Below are 19,554 nucleotides of genomic sequence, written 5' to 3'. Positions count from 1 at the left end.
ATACATGGAGTTTAGAACGCTTTTAAATCAGATAGCGACGCTTATTCAAAACTTAACGTTACGCCAGCGCATCGTTGCGGCTATGTCTATTGTCGTGCTGATCGGTTTTCTAGTGTTTTTAATGTTGTATAAAAACAGCAACTCTTCCAATACGAGCGGGTATAGTGTTTTGTTTGAAAATACTACCGCGGGCGATTCAGCGTTGATTATTCAACAACTCGAAAAAGATAAAGTGCCTTATAAAATTTTAAACGAAGGAACGATAGCCGTTCCCTCGGAGATGGTGCATAAACAACGTATCGCTATCGCCGCACAAGGTATCCCGAAAAACAGCAAAGTCGGTTTTGAAATTTTTGATAAAACGGAATTCGGCGCAACCGATTTTGAACAAAAAATCAAATATATCCGTGCTTTGGAAGGCGAACTTGCCCGTACGATCGAAAGCTTAGGACCGATCGCCAATGCAAGCGTTCATATCGCTGTACCCAAAGAGACGGTTTTTGCACAAAAGCAAGCATCGCCTACTGCATCGGTTGTTTTAAATATTCGATCGGGCATGAGCCTTTCTTTAAAACAAATTACGGGTATTAAAAACCTTATTGCCGCGTCGATTGCCAACCTTACGGCAGAAAATGTCTCGATCGTTAATCAAGACGGAGAACCTTTAGGCGATAACGACAGCAATTTATTTCAGGGCGAACTTGTTAAGAGTCAAATCCGCTATAAAAAAGAGTTTGAACACAATATCGAACAGAAAATTATTAACGTATTAGCCCCTGTTATCGGCGGTATCGATAAAGTCAACGCTAAAGTAACGATTGATTTTGATTTTTCGCAACAAGATTCCGTCAGTGAAATTTACGATCCCAATTCGGTACCGAGAAGCGAACAAAGCATCGAAGAGAAACGTGAAGGCAAAGAACCTCAAGACGTCGGAGGCGTACCGGGTGCTATTAGCAATATCGGTCCGGTGCAAGGGTTAGAGAGTACGAAAAAGGGTGAAACATACCAAAAAAGTTCGACCACGACGAATTATGAAATTTCTAAAAAAGTTGTTAACTCCAAAGACGAATTTGCCAAAATTAAACGCATTACTGCCGCAGTCGTCGTTGACGGTGCGTATAAATACGGTTTAGACGAAAAAGGAAATAAAAAAAGCGAATTAGAATATACGCCTTTGAGCAAAGAGCAGATGGACGCTATTCGTGATATCGTACGCCAAACGGTAGGGTATAACGCGACGCGAGGCGATGAAGTGACCGTCAGCAATTTCGAGTTTAAACCGCTCTCAAGCGATGGAACGCGTGTTGCGACGAAAGACTTTATGGAAAAAGTTTCTCGTTACGTTATGCCGTTGGTTCCTTTGCTTAAATATCTTATGGTTGCAATTTTACTCTTCGTTTTTTACAAAAAAGTTATTCTTCCGTTTAGTCAAAAAATGGTTGAGACAAAGTTGGACGATTTCGAAGATGAAGTTGAACCGATTAAACTAGACGAAGAAGAGGGTGCGGAAGATACATTAGAAAAATTCAAACAGGCACGTAAAAAAGTCGAAGATCAATTGGGTATCGGGCAAGACTTTAATGAAGAAAGTTTAAAATACGACGTCTTACTTGAGAAACTGAAACACTTGGCGGAACAAAAGAGCGAGGAGTTTGCCTCTTTATTACAATCGATGATTCGTAACGAGGGGGATTTCGATACGCGTAATAGTTCAAAGGATCTTGGATAATGAAATTAACGGAAGAACAAAAAACCCTTTACAATGAACTAACTATGGCGGAAAAAGCGGCTATTTTATTGATACAACTCGGGGAAGATTCTACGGCAAATCTTTTTTCACATATGGAAATCGATGTCGTAACCGATATCTCCAAATATATCGCAACGGCAAAAAATATTGATAAAGCCGTCGCTAATGCCGTTTTGGAAGAATTTTACGTTATCTTACAATCCAATCAGTATATCCGAAGCGGCGGTATGGAATATGCGAAAGAGATCCTATACCGAACGTTCGGTGCGGAAGAAGCTCAAAAGATTTTAGATAAGCTCTCCAAATCAATGGAAAATTCACAAAGCTTTGGGTATCTCTCTCAAATTAAACCTCAACAACTGGGCGATTTTATTATCAATGAGCATCCTCAAACCGTGGCACTTATTTTGGCGCATATGGATCCTACGAGTGCGGCAGAGACGCTCTCTTTCTTTCCTGATCAACTTAGAAGCGAAGTAACGATCAGAATGGCAAACCTCGGCGAAATTTCACCCTCCGTCGTGAAACGTGTTTCGGCAGTGTTGGAAAACAAACTCGAATCGTTGACGTCGTATAAAGTTGAAGTTGGCGGTCCAAGAGCTGTTGCCGAAATTTTGAACCGTTTGGGGCAAAAAGCATCTAAAACAACCATTGCTTATATTGAGCAGGCCGATGAAAAATTAGCATCGGTTATCAAAGATATGATGTTTACGTTTGAAGATATTATGAAACTTGACGGAAATGCGGTACGAGAAATTCTAAAAGTTGCCGATAAACGCGATTTGATGATTGCTTTAAAAGGATCGATCGACGATCTCAAACGCAAATTTTTCGACAACATGTCCCAACGTGCGCAAGAAGCATTTGTCGAGGAGATGAACTTCCTCGGTGCCGTGCGTGTCAAGGACGTTGAAGAAGCACAACGTAAAATTGTCGAAGAGGTGCAAAAGCTGGCCGAGCAAGGCGTATTACAAATCGGCGAAGCCGAAGAAATGATAGGTTAAGATGGCAGATAATATTATTGATAAAGATCGCATTGACGACCATTCGATTCAGCGTTATCGTTTTAAAGTCTTAGGTACGAACGGGAATCTTGATGCTATCGTCACGACGCAAGACGAATACATGCAAGATGCTTTTGAACCGCAAGAGATGAAGACGCCTTCCGATGAAATCGTTACGATTACACGTATTGAAGAGGGTGCGCAAAATCAATTTATTGAAGAACTTTTAAAAAAAACCGATGAATTGACGTCGAATGTCGTTAAATTACAAATTCAAATCGAGAAACAAGAACAAGATTTTAGCAAGCGACTCACGGAAGAGTTAACGCGTGAAAGAGAAAATGCCTATGCGCAAGGGTATCAAAAAGCAAAAGAGGAGTCCGAGAGCGTACTCTCCGAGATAAAATCGCGTTATCTCAAGTCGATTATGCACTTAGATACGCTTTATAAAAGTCTCGATGAAAAATTGGAAAAAATTGAAACCGATATGAGTGTCAGTGCTTTTGAAATCGCAAAAGAAGTGATTAAAAAAGAGATAGCAAGCTCAAGCTCCCAAGTGGCGGCTTCTTTGGCAAAAGCTTTACTCAAAGAAGTTAAAGAGGCGATGAAAATTGAACTTAAAGTCAACCCGAAAGATTTTGATTTTCTAAAAGAACTCTATGCGGGCGAAGAAAAAATTACGGTGGTTTCCGACGATGCCGTTACTTTAGGCGGCGTCATCGTTTTGAGCGACGTAGGAAATCTTGACGGTAATCTAGCCGTACGTTTGGAAAAAGTGAAATATTTATTACAAGAAAATTAAGAAGTATTGGAAACTATGAAAGAGCTACGCAAACAATCGATTGAAGAATTAACCCATTTATGTGAAGAGATTAGGCAAAAAATTATTCAAACGGTCAGCCATAACGGAGGGCATTTAAGCAGTAACGTCGGTGCCGTTGAGCTTATCGTTGCAATGCATTACGTCTTTGACGCTCAAAATGATCCTTTTATTTTCGATGTAAGCCATCAGGCATATACGCACAAACTTTTAACCGATCGATGGGGACGGTTTGATACGCTTCGAACATTGGACGGCATTAGCGGTTATACAAGGCCGGATGAGTCTCCTTACGATTATTTTATCGCCGGACATAGTTCGACGTCGATTTCGTTAGCCGTAGGAGCTGCTAAAGCCATTGCATTAAAGGGCGAACAGGCAAAACGCCTTCCTGTTGCATTAATCGGCGACGGTTCTTTAAGTGCGGGAATGGTGTATGAGGCATTAAACGAGTTAGGCGATAGACGCTATCCTGTCGTAATTATCCTGAACGATAATAAAATGAGTATCGCAAAACCTATCGGTGCTATCAGTAAATTTCTTTCTCAAGCCATGGCCGGAGATTTTTATCAAAAAATTAAAAAAACAACCGAACAGATCTTACAGTATCTCCCTGAAAGTGCCACGTATATGGCAAAAAAATTTGAAGAAAGTTTTAAGCTGATTACGCCGGGAATTTTGTTTGAAGAATTAGGTATCGATTATATCGGTCCGATTGACGGGCATGACTTAGAAAGCCTTATTCGCGCGATGCAATCGGCTCGTAGCTTGAAAAAACCCGTTATTATTCATGCGCAGACCCTTAAGGGAAAAGGGTATGAAATGGCGGAAGGGTATTATGAAAAATGGCACGGCGTGGGGCCGTTTGACGTCGCAAGCGGCGAAGCGATCAAGCAAGGTGTAAGCAAAAATGCTACGACGATGTATTCGGAAGCATTGATGGCTTTGGCAAAAGAACATGACAATGTCGTCGGTGTTACTGCCGCAATGCCGAGCGGAACGGGTTTGTCTCCGTTAATTCAAGCGTATCCCAATCGTTTTTGGGATGTCGCGATTGCCGAACAACATGCCGTCACGTCGATGTGTTCTATGGCAAAAGAGGGTTTTAAACCTTTTGTAAGCATTTACTCTACTTTTTTACAACGAGCATACGACCAAGTGATTCATGATGCCTGTATTTTAAATTTAAATGTTGTCTTTGCGATCGATAGAGCCGGCATTGTCGGTGAAGACGGTGAAACGCATCAAGGAGCTTTTGATATTTCGTATTTAAGCGCAATTCCGAATATGACGCTGATGGCACCGCGTGATGAAGCGAGTATGCATGAAGCACTGCGCTATGCGTATACGCATGAAGGTCCTCTTGCTATTCGCTATCCCAGAGGTTCGTTCGGCGATTGCAGTGCTTTTAGCTCTCTTGCGTTTGAGTATGCAAAAGCACAAACACTGCAAGAAGGCCAAGACTCGATTCTTTTGGTCGGGTACGGAAGCGGCGTAGGAAAAGCGGTTGAGGTTGCACATCTTTTGGAAGCAAAAGGTATTCAGGTCGGCCTTGTTGATTTGCGCTTTGCCAAGCCGTTAGACGAAACGACGTTATTATCACTTTCAAAGCATTACGAAACATGGTATGTGATAAGCGATAGTGCTAAAATAGGCGGTATCGGTACGTTGCTTTTATCGTTTAAAGAAAAACATGATTTATCCGCGAAAATCCATACTTTTGAGTACGAGGATGCTTTTATTACACATGGGGAGACGCATCTTGTTGAAGAGCGGCTCGGCATTTCGGCACCTCAAATCGCTCAGAAAATTGCACTATTGTATAATAATAAATAAAAAATATTAATTAGAAATTTTTCATCTAATTTGAACGATCGTATGGCATGATATAGAAAATTTTTAAAGAGGAGGGGAATGAGATGAACGACTTTATTCAGCTACTCAAGAGCAAAGAGCTTAAAGCAACGCCCCAACGCATTTCTGTTTTAAAAGAACTGGATAAAAAAACACATCCGACCATTGACGATTTATATGATTCCCTCAAAAAAGAAAATCCTTCTATGTCGCTTGCGACGGTTTATAAAAACCTTGCGATGTTAAAAGAAAAAGGCGTGGTTATCGAGGTAAACGTTGCCGACGGCAAAATGCGTTACGATATTTATTCAAAACCTCATATTCACGTGGTTTGTTCGTCTTGCGGCGCAATCGAGGATAGCGATTACGATCAAAATTTATTCGACTATCAAGCGGCATTGGAGGAAAAGCAAAAGATTCATATCTTACGCATGGACGTTATTGCTTCCGTTTCACATTGCCGATTTTGTAAATAGGAAATTTTGAAAGAATTAGAGAGAATGAAAGAGAGCTAATGCTCTCTTTCTAAAGATTAAAGTTTATCGGAGTTGTGTGCAAGATAGTCTGCAACGCCTTCGGTCGTCGCTTTCATTCCTTTATCGCCTTTTTGCCAACCGGCAGGGCATACTTCACCGTACTCGTTCGTAAAAAGCATCGTATCGATCATTCTTAACATTTCGTCGATATTTCTACCAAGCGGTAAATCGTTAATGACTGCATGTCTGACAGTGCCGTCTTTGTCGATCAAAAACGATCCGCGTAGTGCAACGCCTTCTTGAAATAGCACGTCGTAGTCACGGGAAATTTGTTTGGTAATATCTGCAACAAGCGGGAATTTAACTTGTCCGATTCCGCCATGGTCAACCGGCGTATTTTTCCATGCGAAGTGTGAGAATTGAGAATCGATCGATACACCGATAACATTGATACCGCGGCTTGTAAACTCTCCTAAACGCTTATCGAAAGCGATAATTTCGGAAGGGCATACGAACGTAAAATCCAAAGGATAAAAGAAGAGTACGGTTCCTTTAGAGCCAAAATTTTGATAGAGGTTGAAATTATCCACAATTTGATTGTCACCTAAAACGGCCGTCGCCGTAAAATCTGGAGCTTTATTTGTAACTAACATGTAGATCCTTTAGATAGGAATTTTTATTGATACGTAAATTATATAGTTAAATACAAAAAATCGTTTTTAACAAATAAGACTAATTAGCTCTTATAAGCTTTCCCCAACTTTTAAGTCCGAAATTCACCGAGTTTTTGATTGAGATTTTCCGTCATTTTACTCAAATGATCTGCCGCAGAAGCAATTTCCTCGACGCTACGGCTATTTTCCGTTGAAATTTTATTGATTTGGGCTATTTTAGCAATAATAATTTCGATTTCATTGCCTGTTTTGAGGTAATCATCAACGGTATTTTCAGTAATTTTCGTTACAGCATCAATCAATTGGAAGCTTTCTTGTAGGCTTGATTCTACTTTATGGGCACGATTGGCGAGGTCTTCGACTTTGTGAGAGTTTTGGCTCATCTGATCGCTTGAGTTGACGATGGCTTGGACGATAACGTTAATGGTCGCGTTAATTTCAAAAAGACTTTTTTGCGTTCTTTCGGCTAGTTTTCGTACTTCATCGGCAACAACCGCAAAGCCTCGTCCGTGTTCGCCCGCGCGTGCGGCTTCTATTGCGGCATTGAGAGCCAAAAGATTTGTCTGGTCGGCGATATCGCTGATAACCGTTAAGACGCTTTTCACTTGCTCCGCATCGGCACTTAATTGGCTGAGTTTTTGCGCAAGTTCGATTTCGGTCATAGAGCTTTGTTGAATTTCTTTGGTTAGTTCGATAACGGCTTGACTGGCAGATCGGAGGGATTGGTTGGCTCTTGTCATATCCTCTTTGCTGTTTTTGGCATAAGACATCGATTGCGTCATATTGTTTTTGATTTGCTCTGCTTGCGTCGTTGTTTGCAAAACAATATCGGTTGATTGCTCGACTAATTTTTCGACATGTAACGAAGTTGTTGAAAGTTCGTAGGAGATAGAAGAGTTTTCGCTTGACATAGATTTGGCATTACAAATCAAATCATGGACTTTATCGATAAATCGATTGATTTGTTCGCTCGCCTGAGCGATCTCGTCCGTTCCTTTGACTTCTAATTTACGCGTCAAATCTCCGTTACCGCTTGAAAGCTCCTTTGCTTTTACGATTAAATGATGAAGCGGTTTTGCGATAATGCGGTTGATAATTTGCCAAATAATTATTAACATAACGATTGTCATGATAAGCGATGCGATAATGAGGTTATTGAGCAGTTTTTGGTTGGCGACTTGAAAATCGGCTTCGTTTGCTTCTGCGACTAAAATCCAATTCCATTTGTCAAACGGTTTAAAGCTGACGATCTTTTCCGCACCATCTTGCGAAATATGAAATAAGCCTTGTTTTTGCGTTAGAATTTTTTTGTCCAATTCGGATGCGACTTTTTTCGTATCGTATTGGGGATGAATGTCGTAAGATTCGCCTTTGGTATTGATCGCGTAGAAATAACCCGATTCGCCGATTTTCATTTGGCTAATCTGCTTTTTAAGGTTTTTTAATCCGTCGGTGAAGTTATAACCGATAAAAAGAATGCCTAGGATTTGGTCGTCTTCGATGATGGGCGCGTAAACGGTAATGTAGTCTTTACCGAAGAGGCGCGCATTACCGATATAGTTTTGTTTATTCATAATCGGAATATAAGCCGGGCTGTTTTTCCCTAAAAAAGTACCCATTGCACGGGAACCGTCTTCTTTTTTCAAAGAAGTTGAGATACGGACGAAATCATCGCCGCTTTTGACAAAAACGGTTGCAACGGCATCCGTTAAACTCGTGAAAGCGTCGACGGAAGCAAAATTGTTGTTGAGCGTAAAATCACCGGCAGTGATGCGCGGGGTTTTAATGCCGTTTACGTTGACGGTGTCGTTAGAATGGAGTGCAAAGCTACCGAATCGGGATTCAAAGATTCTATAGAGTTTCAAGGCCGTATCTTCCAATGCACTGTTGTAGACTTGTACGGTTCTTTCGAGTTCGGTGATACTCATCGTGATTTTTTGTTCGGTCTCTTGTTTGATATACGTACCTAAATAAAAGTTGATATATACGATAAATGCGAAAATAGAAATTGAAACGATTAGGACTTGTAAAATCGTCACTTTTTTAGCTAATGAATTCATCTGGAACCTCGCATTAAAATTATGTTGGAATAATAGTATGAAAAAAAACCTTTCGATAAGTTAAACGAAACGTAGAAAGATAAATTATTATTTACCTTTTAGAAAAAGGAACCTTATAAATCTTAACATGTTAAAGAAATGCAACGCTTATTTATGACAAGCATACAAAATAAAACACGAAGCTAGTAAGCTATTTTCATGCTACGAAATTAATGTAAGATTTCTTTGATACAATTAGTGTCGGGCAAGATATCTTGGTTGTTGTAGAGAGAAAAGGTTCCGGTTAAAACCGGCTAAATTAAGCCCTTTGTGAGTTTAAAACGAGCATTTGGATTTAATATCAATTTTAATTTAGTTTCGATATAGTTTTTAGCGAGTAAACCCATCGAGTAAAGGAGAAATAATGGCAGTAAAGATTAGTGATATTTGTATCGCATGCGGTGCGTGTATTGATGAGTGTCCTGTAAGTGCAATCGTTGACGATAGCGATAACCCGACAGGTGCCGATATTTATTATGTTTATGCAGATAAATGTGTTGAGTGCGTAGGCCATCATGATGCGCCCGCTTGTGCAGAAGCCTGTCCGACGGAAGGTTGTATCGTCTGGGATGCACCATATCCAGGTCAACCTAGCCGTGACGAAATCGGTGCTGAGATGAGAAAAGGCACAACGCCTTGTGCTGAATAAGTTTGTACGCAAAGAGGGATTCCCCTCTTTGTTTTTGATCAAAAATAAAATTTAATTGATATTAAAAAAAAATTCTGCTATACTCCCACGTTCTAATTCCCTGTAAAGTTTATAAAATTTAATGATCTATTTAGGAGAAAATTGTGGAGAACACACTATCCATTATTAAGCCGGATGCCGTAGCTAAAAATGTTATCGGTAAAATTGTTGACAGATTTGAATCAAACGGATTAAAAATTGCGGCAATGAAAAAAGTACAATTAAGCCAAGCCGATGCCGAAGCTTTTTACGCCGTTCATGCAAGTAGACCGTTTTTCGGTGATCTTGTCAAGTTTATGATTAGCGGTCCGGTAGTTGTTATGGTGCTAGAAGGCGAAAACGCGGTGGCAAAAAACCGTGAACTTATGGGTGCAACAAACCCTAAAGAAGCGGCAAAAGGAACGATTCGTGCTGATTTTGCCGAGAGTATCGATGCTAATGCGGTTCACGGTAGCGACAGTTTGGAAAATGCAAAAATCGAAATTGATTTCTTTTTTGCACGAAGAGAAATTCTTTAATCCTTATGGTCGTCGAGTTCAAAAAGATTCCCATAAGCGGAATTCATTTTGAAACACGTACGGGAGACGTACATTTTTTCGGTGAAGCCGTCAAAGTGGACAAAACTCTCGTTAAATGTAACGGAAAACTTTTAGGCACGCTTCAACATGCTTGCGATCGTTGTGCCGAAACGTTTTGTTTGCCGATTGAAGAGACGGTTGAAGTCTTTGCCAGTGAGGGGTTGTATACCGACAAAGAGGGTGAAGAACTTCTAAACGTAATAGAATTTTTTGAAGGCTCTATCGATTTTGATATGATGATGCAAAGTGAGATTGAAGCATTTAAAAGCGATTACCACTATTGTGGGCAATGTGAATTATTAAAAGGAGAATAAAATGGCAGTACCAAAGAGACGCGTGAGTAAAACAAGAGCCGCAAAAAGAAGAACACATTATAAAGTAACTCTTCCTATGCCGGTCAAAGACAATGATGGCACATGGAAAATGCCTCATAGAATTAACAAAACAACAGGCGAATATAAAAACTAAATGCTAACAATAGCAATTGATGCCATGGGTGGGGACTTCGGTCCCGCGCCTATTGTTGAAGGAACGCTCCAAGCGCTAAGAGAGCGTCAGTTTAAGGCTTTGTTGGTCGGAAATACGACCCTTTTAAAGCCGCTTATCCCCGAATCTTTTTTTGATCGAATCTGCTTTATTGAAGCAAACGACGTTTTAGACATGCATGAAGCGGCCACCAATGCGTTAAAACGTAAAGAAACCTCAATTTACAAAGCCGTTGATTTAGTGCGCGACCGACAAGCCGATGCCATCGTATCGATGGGGCACAGCGGTGCAACAATGAGCTTGGCAACGCTTCGCATCGGAAGACTCAAAGGCGTACTTCGTCCTGCTATTGCGACCATGATGCCGACGGCAATATCCGGAAAGCTTAGTTTGGTTCTGGATGTCGGTGCTAACGTGGATTGTAAAGCGGAGCATTTAGTGCAGTTTGCCGTGATGGGCGAAACGTACGTTAAGGACGTTTTAAAAATCACTAAGCCGAAAGTAGGACTTTTGTCTAACGGCGAAGAGGAAAGCAAAGGCAACGAAACAACCAAAGAAGCATTTCTCAGTTTAAAAAAATTGGAGAGCTTTGTCGGAAACGTTGAGGGGAACAATATTTTTGACGGCTCCGTCGACGTGATCGTATGTGACGGTTTTGTCGGTAATATTTTACTCAAAACCAGTGAAGGCGTTGCCGATTCGATTACTAAGATTATCAAACAAAACGTGAGGCGATCCCCTCTTGCAATTGCGGGTGCCGTATTAATGCGTAAAGTATTTACGGTCTTAAAAAAGCAAGTCGATTATGCGGAATACGGCGGAGCGCCGTTAATCGGTATTAATGGGTGCGCTATTATCGGACACGGAAAGAGTAACGCCAAAGCCGTGAAAAACGCGATTTTTCAAGCTATCAACTTTTCCAATTCCAATATTAATACCGATATCGAAACTAAGCTAGAGCGTTTAGCTCACGCACAATAAAGGAGAGTCGTGTACGCATCGTTAAAATCGATCGGAGCTTATGTCCCTTCACGCATTTTAAGTAATGCCGACCTTGAAAAAATGGTCGATACCAGCGACGAATGGATTGAAAAACGTACCGGAATCAAAGAGAGGCGTATTGCCAGTGCCGAAGAATCAACCAGTGATTTGGGAGCTAAAGCTGCTGAAATAGCCATTGCACGATCCGGTATCGCAAAAGAAGAGATCGATTTGATTATCTGTGCGACACTCTCTCCCGATCATCTTTGCATGCCCTCAACCGCATGCATTATTGCCGCAAAATTAGGAATTACGAACGTTATGGCCTACGACATAAGTGCGGCATGTAGCGGATTTGTCTACATGCTTTCCATGGCAAAGGCTTATATCGAATCAGGCATGAAGAAAAAGATTCTGCTTGTCGGTGCCGAAAAGATTAGTAGCGTGGTGGATTATACCGACAGAGGGACGTGTATTTTATTTGGAGACGGAGCGGGTGCGGCTATTATCGGAGCAACCGACAATAAAAACGAAGCAATCGTAGACGTGCATGCGTCGGCGGACGGAAATTATGCCGATTACCTTATTACTCCCGGTTGTGGATCTAAATATCCGTGTTCACAAGAGACTTTAGACGAACGCCTCAACTTTATTAAAATGAAGGGCAATGACGTTTATAAAGTCGCCGTAAAAACATTAACCAACGATGTCGTTGATATCTTGCAAAGTAACGGCCTTGAAGCGTCGCAAGTCGATCATTTTATTCCTCATCAAGCCAATTTCCGTATCATTGATGCAGTGCGGGAAAAACTCAATTTTCCGATCGAAAAAACCGTTTTAACGGTTGAAAAATACGGCAACACCTCCGCAGCGTCTATTCCTATGGCGATTAACGACGCTTATGAGACGGGGCGTATTCATAAGGGTGATTTGATGCTTCTTGATACGTTCGGAGGCGGTTTTACGTGGGCAAGTGCTCTCGTACGATTTGGCGGAAATTAAGTAAGAATCTTTACATGTAAGCCTTTTGGCATTACATGTAAAGCATAACGTGCATCAAAGAATTTTATGAAGCGTCGTAGCTTTACGCATCCATGCTTCCAACTCATCCCATTGTTCCGCTTGAATCATCTGTTTTGATTTTTCTAACTCTTCTTCAAAGATTTCAATCGAACGCAAAACATTTTCTTTATTTTGCTTAAAAATATTCGACCACATTTGAGGCGAACTCTTTGCGACGCGACTCATATCTTTGAACCCGCCGGCAGCTAAAGACAAGATGCTTTTAGGGTCTTCTTGCCCCATAACCGTATTGGCCAAAGCGTAGCTAATCACATGCGGCAAGTGGGAGATAAACGAAGCATGTGCATCGTGTGCACTTGGATCCATAAAAACGATTTTCATACCGATATGCGAGAAGATTTGAATTGCTCTGTTTTTATGTTGTTCGCTATTGTGATACGTGTCGCACAATACAACGATCTTATCGTGATAGAGTTCGGCAACGGCAGCACTCGGACCGAATTTTTCCGTACCGGTCATCGGGTGTGCCGCAATAAAGTTTTGACGAATAGCCTCAGGAACGGAATCGACAATCTGAGCTTTCGTACTTCCCAGATCGATAATTGTCGTTTCGGGAGAGACGTCTTGCATTTCTTGCATCGCTTTGATAATACCTCCGACGGGTATGGCTAGAAAGATGACGTCGCATTGTTTGATTTCCGAGAACGAGACGATTTCCTCCACAAGACCTAATTTTAAAGCTTCTTCGCAGTGGCTGAGATTATGATCGAAACCGACGATTTTAGAGACAAATTTTGTATGTTTGAGGGCAATACCGAGCGATCCTCCCATAAGCCCAAGTCCGACAATTCCGACGACCATTTTTTCTCCTTTATTCACTCTCACCAAGTGCCTTTTCAAGACCGTTTGAAGGTTTAATAGGCACTTAATTCTAGAGATGGTATTATATTTCAAAATATCTAAAAATTATATTCTAGGGCGAATCAGTATGAAAAAAATAACTGCGTTGTCTCTTGTTGTCGCCACTTCATTGTGCGCGGCTCAACTCAAAAGCCTTCAATTTGACGGTTTGATCCATCTCTCTCCTGAGACGGCTTCGGAAATGATCGATATGCGAGCCGGCGACTCCGTCGATATGGAAAAGATCGATAAAGCGATCAAAACACTCTATAAACAAAACTATTTTGAGGATGTGTGGGTTGAAGAAGTTAGCGAAGGAGCACTCCTCTTTCACGTGAAAGAAAAACCGGTTATCGCCAAAGTCGATTTTTTAGGTATTAGCGACAGCGACAAAGACGAAATCGCAAAGCTTGCCGGGATTAAAAAAGGCGAAGTGTACGATGCGGAACGTGCGGAAGTCTCTAAGCTTAAAATTATTAAATTTTACGAAGACAAAGGCTATTTTGATACGGTCGTCGAAATTAAAACGTCACCGATGAGTGAAAAATTGTCAATTTCACTCGACTTTGCCATTAACCGCGGTGAAAATATCGTCATTAAAAAAGTTACGTTATGCGGTTCTAAAGCCCTTGATTATGACGACGTTGAGCCGAATATCGCCAATAAAGAGGCAGAATGGCTTCCATGGATGTGGGGCTTTAATGACGGAAAATTGCGTACGGGCGATTTGGAACACGATTCGGCTCGTATCAAAGATACGTATATGCAAAAAGGCTATTTGGATTGTGAAGTCAGTCAGCCGTTCCTTCGAACGTATATGGACAGCTATACCGCCGATTTAGCATACAGTATTAACGAAGGCGAACAATATAAAGTCGGTACGATCAATATCGATATTCCGGACGGATTTATCGATGTGAATGCGGTAATCGAAGAGATGTTCCTTCAAAACGGTAAAGTCTTTAACGTTGCCAAATTGCGTAAAGATATGACGCTAATTGAAACAAAAGTTGCCGATCTTGGATATGCTTTCGTAAAAGTCTCTCCTGATGTTAAAAATGATAAAACAAACCACATTGCCAATATCGTCTATCGTGTCGTTCCCGGTGAAAAAGTGTATATTAATAGCGTGCGTATTGCAGGTAATAGCCGTACGATCGATCGCGTTGTTCGACGTGAAGTTTATTTGGCGAACGGCGATCTTTACAGTCGTACGGACGTAGACGATACGAAAAAAGCATTAAAACGAACCGGTTATTTTGAAGACGTGGAGATTAAGGAAGAGCGTTTAAGTAAAAACAGCGTTGATTTAGTGATTAACGTCAAAGAGGCTTCGACCGGAACCATTAGCGGCGGTATCGGTTACGGTTCTTCAGACGGATTGCTTTTGAGTGCCAGTCTCTCCGACGGTAATATTTTCGGATCTGGCTTGCGTGCCGGTATCGACGTCGAAAGAAGCGATAGTGAACTTAACGGAGCTATTTCTCTTGCCAACCCAAGATTGTTTGATTCGGTGTACAGTTTAAGTGGGAAAATTTATGCCGCAGATAACGACTACTATGACTATGACGAAAAGAAATACGGATTTAATATTGTTTTAGGGCGCAAAATTGCCCGCAACTGGGGCGTTTCTCTGGGATATATCCTCCAACAAAGTAAATTAGATATTGACAGTACCGATTTATTGTATACAAAATATAAAGATATTTTATGGACGGACGAAACAACGATTAAAAGCTCCGTTGTTCCCGGAATCTCCTTCAATAACACCGACGATTATTATCTTCCACGTAGCGGTATGACGGCAAGTACGACGTTGGAGATCGCAGGTCTCGGTGGAGATGAAAAGTTTATGAGCAGCGTCAATAAATTTGCTATTTATTATGGGTTACAAGATTTAATCGATTACGATTTAATTTTACGCTACAAAGCACAATTCAAGTACCTTGCGATTAATGATTCGGACGAAAAATATTCCTTCGGTGAAAAGTTTTATATGGGCGGCGTGCGTACCATTCGTGGTTATGAATCCAACTCTATTGCTCCAAAAGCTCCGGAAGATCATAGCACTCTACTTGGTGGTAACACGATGTTCGTGAATTCGATTGAGATGAGTATACCGTTGATCGAGCGACTAAAAATGCGTGGTGCTCTCTTCTTGGATTACGGTATGATCGGCGAGGACAGCTTGGACATTAAACGAGCCGGTACCGGTTTTGCTTTAGAATGGATTTCTCCTCTAGGTCCTATTAACTTGATCTTTGCGGAACCGTTAATGAAAGAAACCGGTGACCGAACCGCAACGTTTGAATTTACGATCGGACAAAAATTTTAAACTATCTTATAGAGGACGGGTTTTGCAAACCCTCCTCATTTTCTTTCTGCTTCCCTCAATTCTTTATAAAGATTTAATAATTATCGCAAACGATGCAGGTTTAAGAAGTTGTTTGATTTGTTCTTTTGCTAAAAAAAGCTTACTTTGGCTTTGAATCGTGAGTGTGTGGTTTTGATAGCTTAATACAACTGGGCTTTGCCGTAAATCGCTATTGATGGCTTTGGAAAGAGCTAGTAAAAAGCTCAACCATTGTACGGTTTGTATGTCGGGGAGCAAAGCTTTATAAATGAGCATGTCTTCTACACTCGGTAATTTGTTGACATGATACTTCACTAACATTGCAATTAGCATTTTTTGCTCATGCGAGAAACCGTAATTAAGGTTATTTAAGATGAAGTAGAAACTGTGTAATTGGTTTTGGTAAAAGCCGAGCTTTGTTCCAATCGTATGAAGTTCGGCCGCAACACCCAGCTCTTGTTTATAGTCCGAAGAAATACCGTGAATCGGTAGGAGTGCGTCAAAAAGAGCTAACGCCGTTTGTTTGATAAAAAGATTTTCTTTTTCGGTCATACTAAAACGGTCTTTGAGGCTTCGAAGGCTCAGTTTAAATTCTGGATGAAATTTATGGCGGCAAGAGCGTAAAAGATCACACAAATAAGCTCCCTCTCGTATGCCTGCACCGCTGGTGATGATATGTGAAATTCCAAATTTTTGATAAATGGATTGAAAAATGATACACCCTTCCCGCATCGTATCAAGACGGTCTTTACGAATTCCTAAATCTTTTAATCCTAAAACGTCCGAATTAACAATAGCATCAATAAATTCGGTATATTCGTCTACGTCGTATTCAAACCCGTGAACGGTTTTAAGAGGATAATTCATACGCTCCATAATGATTTTGGAAAGTGAACGTAAAGTACCGCCGATACCGATCATTGCATGGGCACTAAAACGTTGCGGAATTTTTTCTATCTCTTGGTGAAGAAAAGCGCGAACATTTTGAAGCGGAATTTTTTTATCGAAAAATAGTTCTTTAAGACGAACGGTACCGATATTAAGCGAGATCGTTTCCACAATCGTTCCGTTTTCGATTTTGGCAAGTTCCGTCGAGCCTCCTCCGATATCAATCGTTACGGCGTCTTGTAGCTCTTTAAGGTAATTCAAGGCACCTACGGCACCGTAATACGCCTCTTTAGGTCCTTCGATAATTTTGATTTGGATGTTGAGCTCGGAGTGAATCTTGCGAATAAAAGCAGAGGCATTGGGTGCATCGCGAAGGGCCGAAGTTGCAAGACAAAGCGTTTTCGTGCATTTAAAGCTCTTAATAATATGTCCGAACTCTTCCAACGCGATATAGGCACGTTTTAAAGCGGGTTCTTGTAAAATGCCGTTGAAATTGTAGGCACCTTCTCCGATCCTAACGCGACTTTTGGTTTCATGAATCAAATGAAAAGCAAAACGGCTGCTTTTCTCAAAAATAGCCATTCGAGCGGAGTTAGATCCGATATCAATAATGGCCGTTCGCTTAGACATTAATTGTCGCTGTTGAGTTGTTCGTATTTGAGTTTGAGCTCTTCGACGCTCTCGATATTATCGGGATCGGGGATAATACACTCTACGGGACACACGGAGATACATGCCGGTTCGTCATAGTGACCTACACACTCGGTACAGACATCGGGATCGATAATATAAATCGGATCAGATTCTTCAATCGCGCCGTTTGGACACTCGTCGCGACACGCGTCACAGGCGATACACTCTTCGGTAATCATTAAAGACATTGGCTTTCCTTACGACTAAAGTCAATTTTGTTGACGAGTTTATACACTAAAAATACTTTAACGAAATTTAAAGAGCGTGTTTTCGTAGAGGAAGCAGAAGCGTTGCAATCGTACCTTGAGCATCGTCACGATTTTTGAGAGAAATACGAGCACCGATAGCATCGGCAGCATTTTTGGCAAGAAAGAGCCCTAATCCGGCACCCGTTTGGTTACCGTAGCGTTTAAAGGGTGCAAAAAGGTCTTTACTTTCGTCGATACCGATACCCTCGTCAATGACGTGAACAAAAAAACCGTCTTTATTTAGATAAGATCGAATCGAGATTTTTCCGCCTTTGGGAGTAAATTTAACGGCATTTTGGACGAAATTCTGCAAGATATGCATTAAAAGAGTCGGTTGGGTCAGAATTTTATATTGTTCGGGTGAAATCTCTTCGACAATCTCTTTCTCTTCCATTTTCGCTAAAATCGTGTAGTTGGTGATCTGTTCTTTTAAAAAGTTTATTAAATCGATTTCGACGGGTTTTTCAAATTGGGCTCCCTCTTGGCGTCCGATTTCTAGGATATTACTGATCATTTTATTCATATCGTTGATAGTTTGGTTGTTGCTTTTGAGTGTTTCGACGTATTTTTCATTTTCTCTGGGCTTTAAAAGCGTCACTTCGTTTTTGGTTTTCATAACGGCAAGAGGTGTCTTAAGCTCATGTGCCGCACCGATAAAAAGCTCTTTTTGAGAGTTTACGAAAATCTGAATACGCTCGACGAGTTTATTGATACTATTGCCTAAGGGTAAAAATTCGTTAGGGAGTTTTTGGGTGTTGATCTTTTGTAAAAAATTTTCGTTCATACTGGCAAGTTTACTGGTTAAAGAGCGTATCGGTAGCACTAACATACGTGAAAGAAAAAGTGCGTAAAAAAGGATGAGAAAGATTGCCGTTAAGTTGATAATCAAGATGTTTTTTAAGATTTTATCGAGTAAAACATAGGTGTTGGAGATGTTCTTGGTAATGGAAATGAAATGATGTTGGCGTTTTTCCAGCGGATAAAAAATCGTTAAGAAGTTTTCTCCGTTTTGTTCGCTCTGCTCAAAGGTCGGGACATCGGGCTGATTGACGCGTATAGCGATGGTTACTTGGACATCGGAGGGACGATTGATAGAGCTAAGGGATGGATCGAAAATATTAATTCCCATACGTTCAATCGAGCTCACGCGCGAGGTGGCAATAATATGAGCCTGCTTTGTTAATTCTTGAATAATATCTTCAAAAATGGAAATTTTGATGTAGTTGTAGAGAATAACGGAAAAAATTACAATCAGTGTCGCCGAAGCGGACACCAATTGTAAAATAAAACTATCTCTTATACTTTTTTGGGAAAGCAAAATCGGTAACCTCTTCGTCTAACGGTTTCAATCGTCGAAATTTCCAACGGTTTGTCCATTTTTTGGCGAATTTGGTTAATAGCAACTTCGATGACGTTCGGCGTAACGAGTTCGGGTTCTTCCCAAATCGCATCTAAAAGTTGTTCTTTAGAGACGATTTGATCGCTATGGCGTGCAAGATGCGTTAGCACTTCGAACGGTTTACCTTTAAGCTCGATCTCTTGACCTTTATAGGTAATTTTTTCTTCATCCGGATCGATCGTCAAATCGTCGATTTTAATCACGTTCGTACCGCCGAAGCGCAAACGTGCTTCGATGCGTGCGACTAAAATATCAAAATCGAACGGTTTGCGGATATAGTCGTCCGCACCGGCTTTAAGAGCTTTGATTTCACTCTCTTTGTCGTCTTTAGCAGAGATAATGACCGCTGCGGTACGAGGCGATTTTTGTTTAATGAGGTTGATGAGATCGACACCGTCGCCATCAGGAAGCATCCAGTCCGTGAGTACAAGGTCGTAATTTCGAATACCGATGTAGTATTCGGCGTCTTTATAATTTTCGGAACTATCGGTTTGGTAGCCGAATTCTTGCAAACCTTCGGCAATGGTTTTATTGAGGGTTACTTCATCTTCTACGATTAAAATTCGCATTATAAAATCCTTAGTTGCTAAAATTTAAACGGGATTATACCACAACTTTAGCTAGATTTAAAGTTTTT

General features: G+C 41.0%; 19 protein-coding genes. 12 read left to right on the top strand and 7 right to left on the bottom strand.

From position 1 onward, the window contains the following. The first annotated feature begins 4 nt into the window (after positions 1–4). From fliF to UCH003_RS12620, 5 genes are all read left to right on the top strand, one after another. On the top strand, positions 5–1,732 hold the full coding sequence (fliF, locus tag UCH003_RS12640; RefSeq protein ID WP_039671975.1) for a flagellar basal-body MS-ring/collar protein FliF: 1,728 nt from the start codon (positions 5–7) through the stop codon (positions 1,730–1,732). Continuing rightward, complete coding sequence (fliG, locus tag UCH003_RS12635) at positions 1,729–2,757, top strand: flagellar motor switch protein FliG (RefSeq protein WP_060826769.1); 1,029 nt, start codon at positions 1,729–1,731, stop codon at positions 2,755–2,757. Before fliF ends, fliG begins: the two co-directional genes overlap by 4 nt. A gap of 1 nt (position 2,758) precedes the next feature. Next, positions 2,759–3,559 carry a flagellar assembly protein FliH gene (fliH, locus tag UCH003_RS12630; protein WP_060826768.1) on the top strand — a complete coding sequence of 267 codons (801 nt, stop codon included), beginning with the start codon at positions 2,759–2,761 and terminating at the stop codon, positions 3,557–3,559. 15 nt (positions 3,560–3,574) lie between these two features. After that, positions 3,575–5,413, top strand: coding sequence for a 1-deoxy-D-xylulose-5-phosphate synthase (gene dxs / locus UCH003_RS12625; RefSeq protein ID WP_060826767.1), 1,839 nt, complete (start codon positions 3,575–3,577; stop codon positions 5,411–5,413). An 83-nt stretch (positions 5,414–5,496) separates the two neighbouring features. Then, entirely contained in the window at positions 5,497–5,907 is a 411-nt protein-coding gene (locus UCH003_RS12620; protein WP_060826766.1) for a Fur family transcriptional regulator, read from the top strand. Between the two features lie 56 nt (positions 5,908–5,963). On the opposite strand, the gene UCH003_RS12615 is transcribed toward UCH003_RS12620, so the two are convergent. Together UCH003_RS12615 and UCH003_RS12610 are read right to left on the bottom strand one after the other, a co-directional pair. Further along, positions 5,964–6,560, bottom strand: a complete 597-nt coding sequence (locus UCH003_RS12615) for a peroxiredoxin (RefSeq protein ID WP_039671980.1) — start codon at positions 6,558–6,560, stop codon at positions 5,964–5,966. Positions 6,561–6,670: 110 nt separating this feature from the next. Then, positions 6,671–8,641, bottom strand: a complete 1,971-nt coding sequence (locus UCH003_RS12610) for a methyl-accepting chemotaxis protein (protein WP_060826765.1) — start codon at positions 8,639–8,641, stop codon at positions 6,671–6,673. A 403-nt stretch (positions 8,642–9,044) separates the two neighbouring features. On the opposite strand from UCH003_RS12610, the gene UCH003_RS12605 reads away from it, so the two are divergent. The 6 genes from UCH003_RS12605 to UCH003_RS12580 all read left to right on the top strand — a co-directional run bounded on the left by UCH003_RS12605 (position 9,045) and on the right by UCH003_RS12580 (position 12,415). Next, positions 9,045–9,329, top strand: coding sequence for an NADH-quinone oxidoreductase subunit I (locus UCH003_RS12605; RefSeq protein ID WP_039671982.1), 285 nt, complete (start codon positions 9,045–9,047; stop codon positions 9,327–9,329). A gap of 143 nt (positions 9,330–9,472) precedes the next feature. Continuing rightward, positions 9,473–9,886: a nucleoside-diphosphate kinase gene (ndk, locus tag UCH003_RS12600; protein WP_039671983.1), complete on the top strand. Its 414-nt coding sequence runs from the start codon at positions 9,473–9,475 to the stop codon at positions 9,884–9,886. Between the two features lie 5 nt (positions 9,887–9,891). Continuing rightward, positions 9,892–10,260: a DNA-binding protein gene (locus UCH003_RS12595; protein WP_060826764.1), complete on the top strand. Its 369-nt coding sequence runs from the start codon at positions 9,892–9,894 to the stop codon at positions 10,258–10,260. A 1-nt stretch (position 10,261) separates the two neighbouring features. Next, complete coding sequence (rpmF, locus tag UCH003_RS12590; protein ID WP_039671985.1) at positions 10,262–10,414, top strand: 50S ribosomal protein L32; 153 nt, start codon at positions 10,262–10,264, stop codon at positions 10,412–10,414. Then, entirely contained in the window at positions 10,415–11,413 is a 999-nt protein-coding gene (plsX, locus tag UCH003_RS12585) for a phosphate acyltransferase PlsX (protein WP_060826763.1), read from the top strand. Positions 11,414–11,422: 9 nt separating this feature from the next. Then, positions 11,423–12,415, top strand: a complete 993-nt coding sequence (locus UCH003_RS12580) for a beta-ketoacyl-ACP synthase III (RefSeq protein ID WP_060826762.1) — start codon at positions 11,423–11,425, stop codon at positions 12,413–12,415. 54 nt (positions 12,416–12,469) lie between these two features. Here UCH003_RS12580 and UCH003_RS12575 read toward each other — a convergent pair whose 3' ends face one another. Beyond that, positions 12,470–13,297 carry a prephenate dehydrogenase gene (locus UCH003_RS12575; protein WP_060826761.1) on the bottom strand — a complete coding sequence of 276 codons (828 nt, stop codon included), beginning with the start codon at positions 13,295–13,297 and terminating at the stop codon, positions 12,470–12,472. Between the two features lie 127 nt (positions 13,298–13,424). Between UCH003_RS12575 and bamA the strand changes: the two genes are divergently transcribed. Further along, the gene (gene bamA, locus UCH003_RS12570; RefSeq protein WP_060826760.1) at positions 13,425–15,671 is read left to right on the top strand and encodes an outer membrane protein assembly factor BamA; all 2,247 of its coding nucleotides are present in this window, start codon (positions 13,425–13,427) and stop codon (positions 15,669–15,671) included. Between the two features lie 63 nt (positions 15,672–15,734). Here the strand turns inward: bamA and UCH003_RS12565 are convergent, their stop codons facing one another. The 4 genes from UCH003_RS12565 to hsrA form a co-directional block, all read right to left on the bottom strand. Further along, positions 15,735–17,207 carry a Ppx/GppA phosphatase family protein gene (locus UCH003_RS12565; RefSeq protein ID WP_060826759.1) on the bottom strand — a complete coding sequence of 491 codons (1,473 nt, stop codon included), beginning with the start codon at positions 17,205–17,207 and terminating at the stop codon, positions 15,735–15,737. After that, a complete protein-coding gene (locus UCH003_RS12560; RefSeq protein ID WP_012856037.1) occupies positions 17,207–17,458 on the bottom strand; it encodes a YfhL family 4Fe-4S dicluster ferredoxin in 252 nt (83 codons plus the stop codon). The genes UCH003_RS12565 and UCH003_RS12560 overlap by 1 nt, the downstream gene beginning before the upstream one ends. Before the next feature lie 67 nt (positions 17,459–17,525). After that, a complete protein-coding gene (locus UCH003_RS12555) occupies positions 17,526–18,836 on the bottom strand; it encodes a sensor histidine kinase (RefSeq protein WP_082709206.1) in 1,311 nt (436 codons plus the stop codon). After that, complete coding sequence (hsrA, locus tag UCH003_RS12550) at positions 18,815–19,486, bottom strand: homeostatic response regulator transcription factor HsrA (RefSeq protein WP_012856039.1); 672 nt, start codon at positions 19,484–19,486, stop codon at positions 18,815–18,817. The genes UCH003_RS12555 and hsrA overlap by 22 nt, the downstream gene beginning before the upstream one ends. Positions 19,487–19,554: the final 68 nt, after the last annotated feature.

Origin of the sequence: Sulfurospirillum cavolei (assembly GCF_001548055.1) — a bacterium.
In the GTDB taxonomy this organism is placed as follows: domain Bacteria; phylum Campylobacterota; class Campylobacteria; order Campylobacterales; family Sulfurospirillaceae; genus Sulfurospirillum.
Note: the sequence above shows the minus strand (reverse complement) of the source record. Positions and strands in the feature narration are given on the sequence as shown.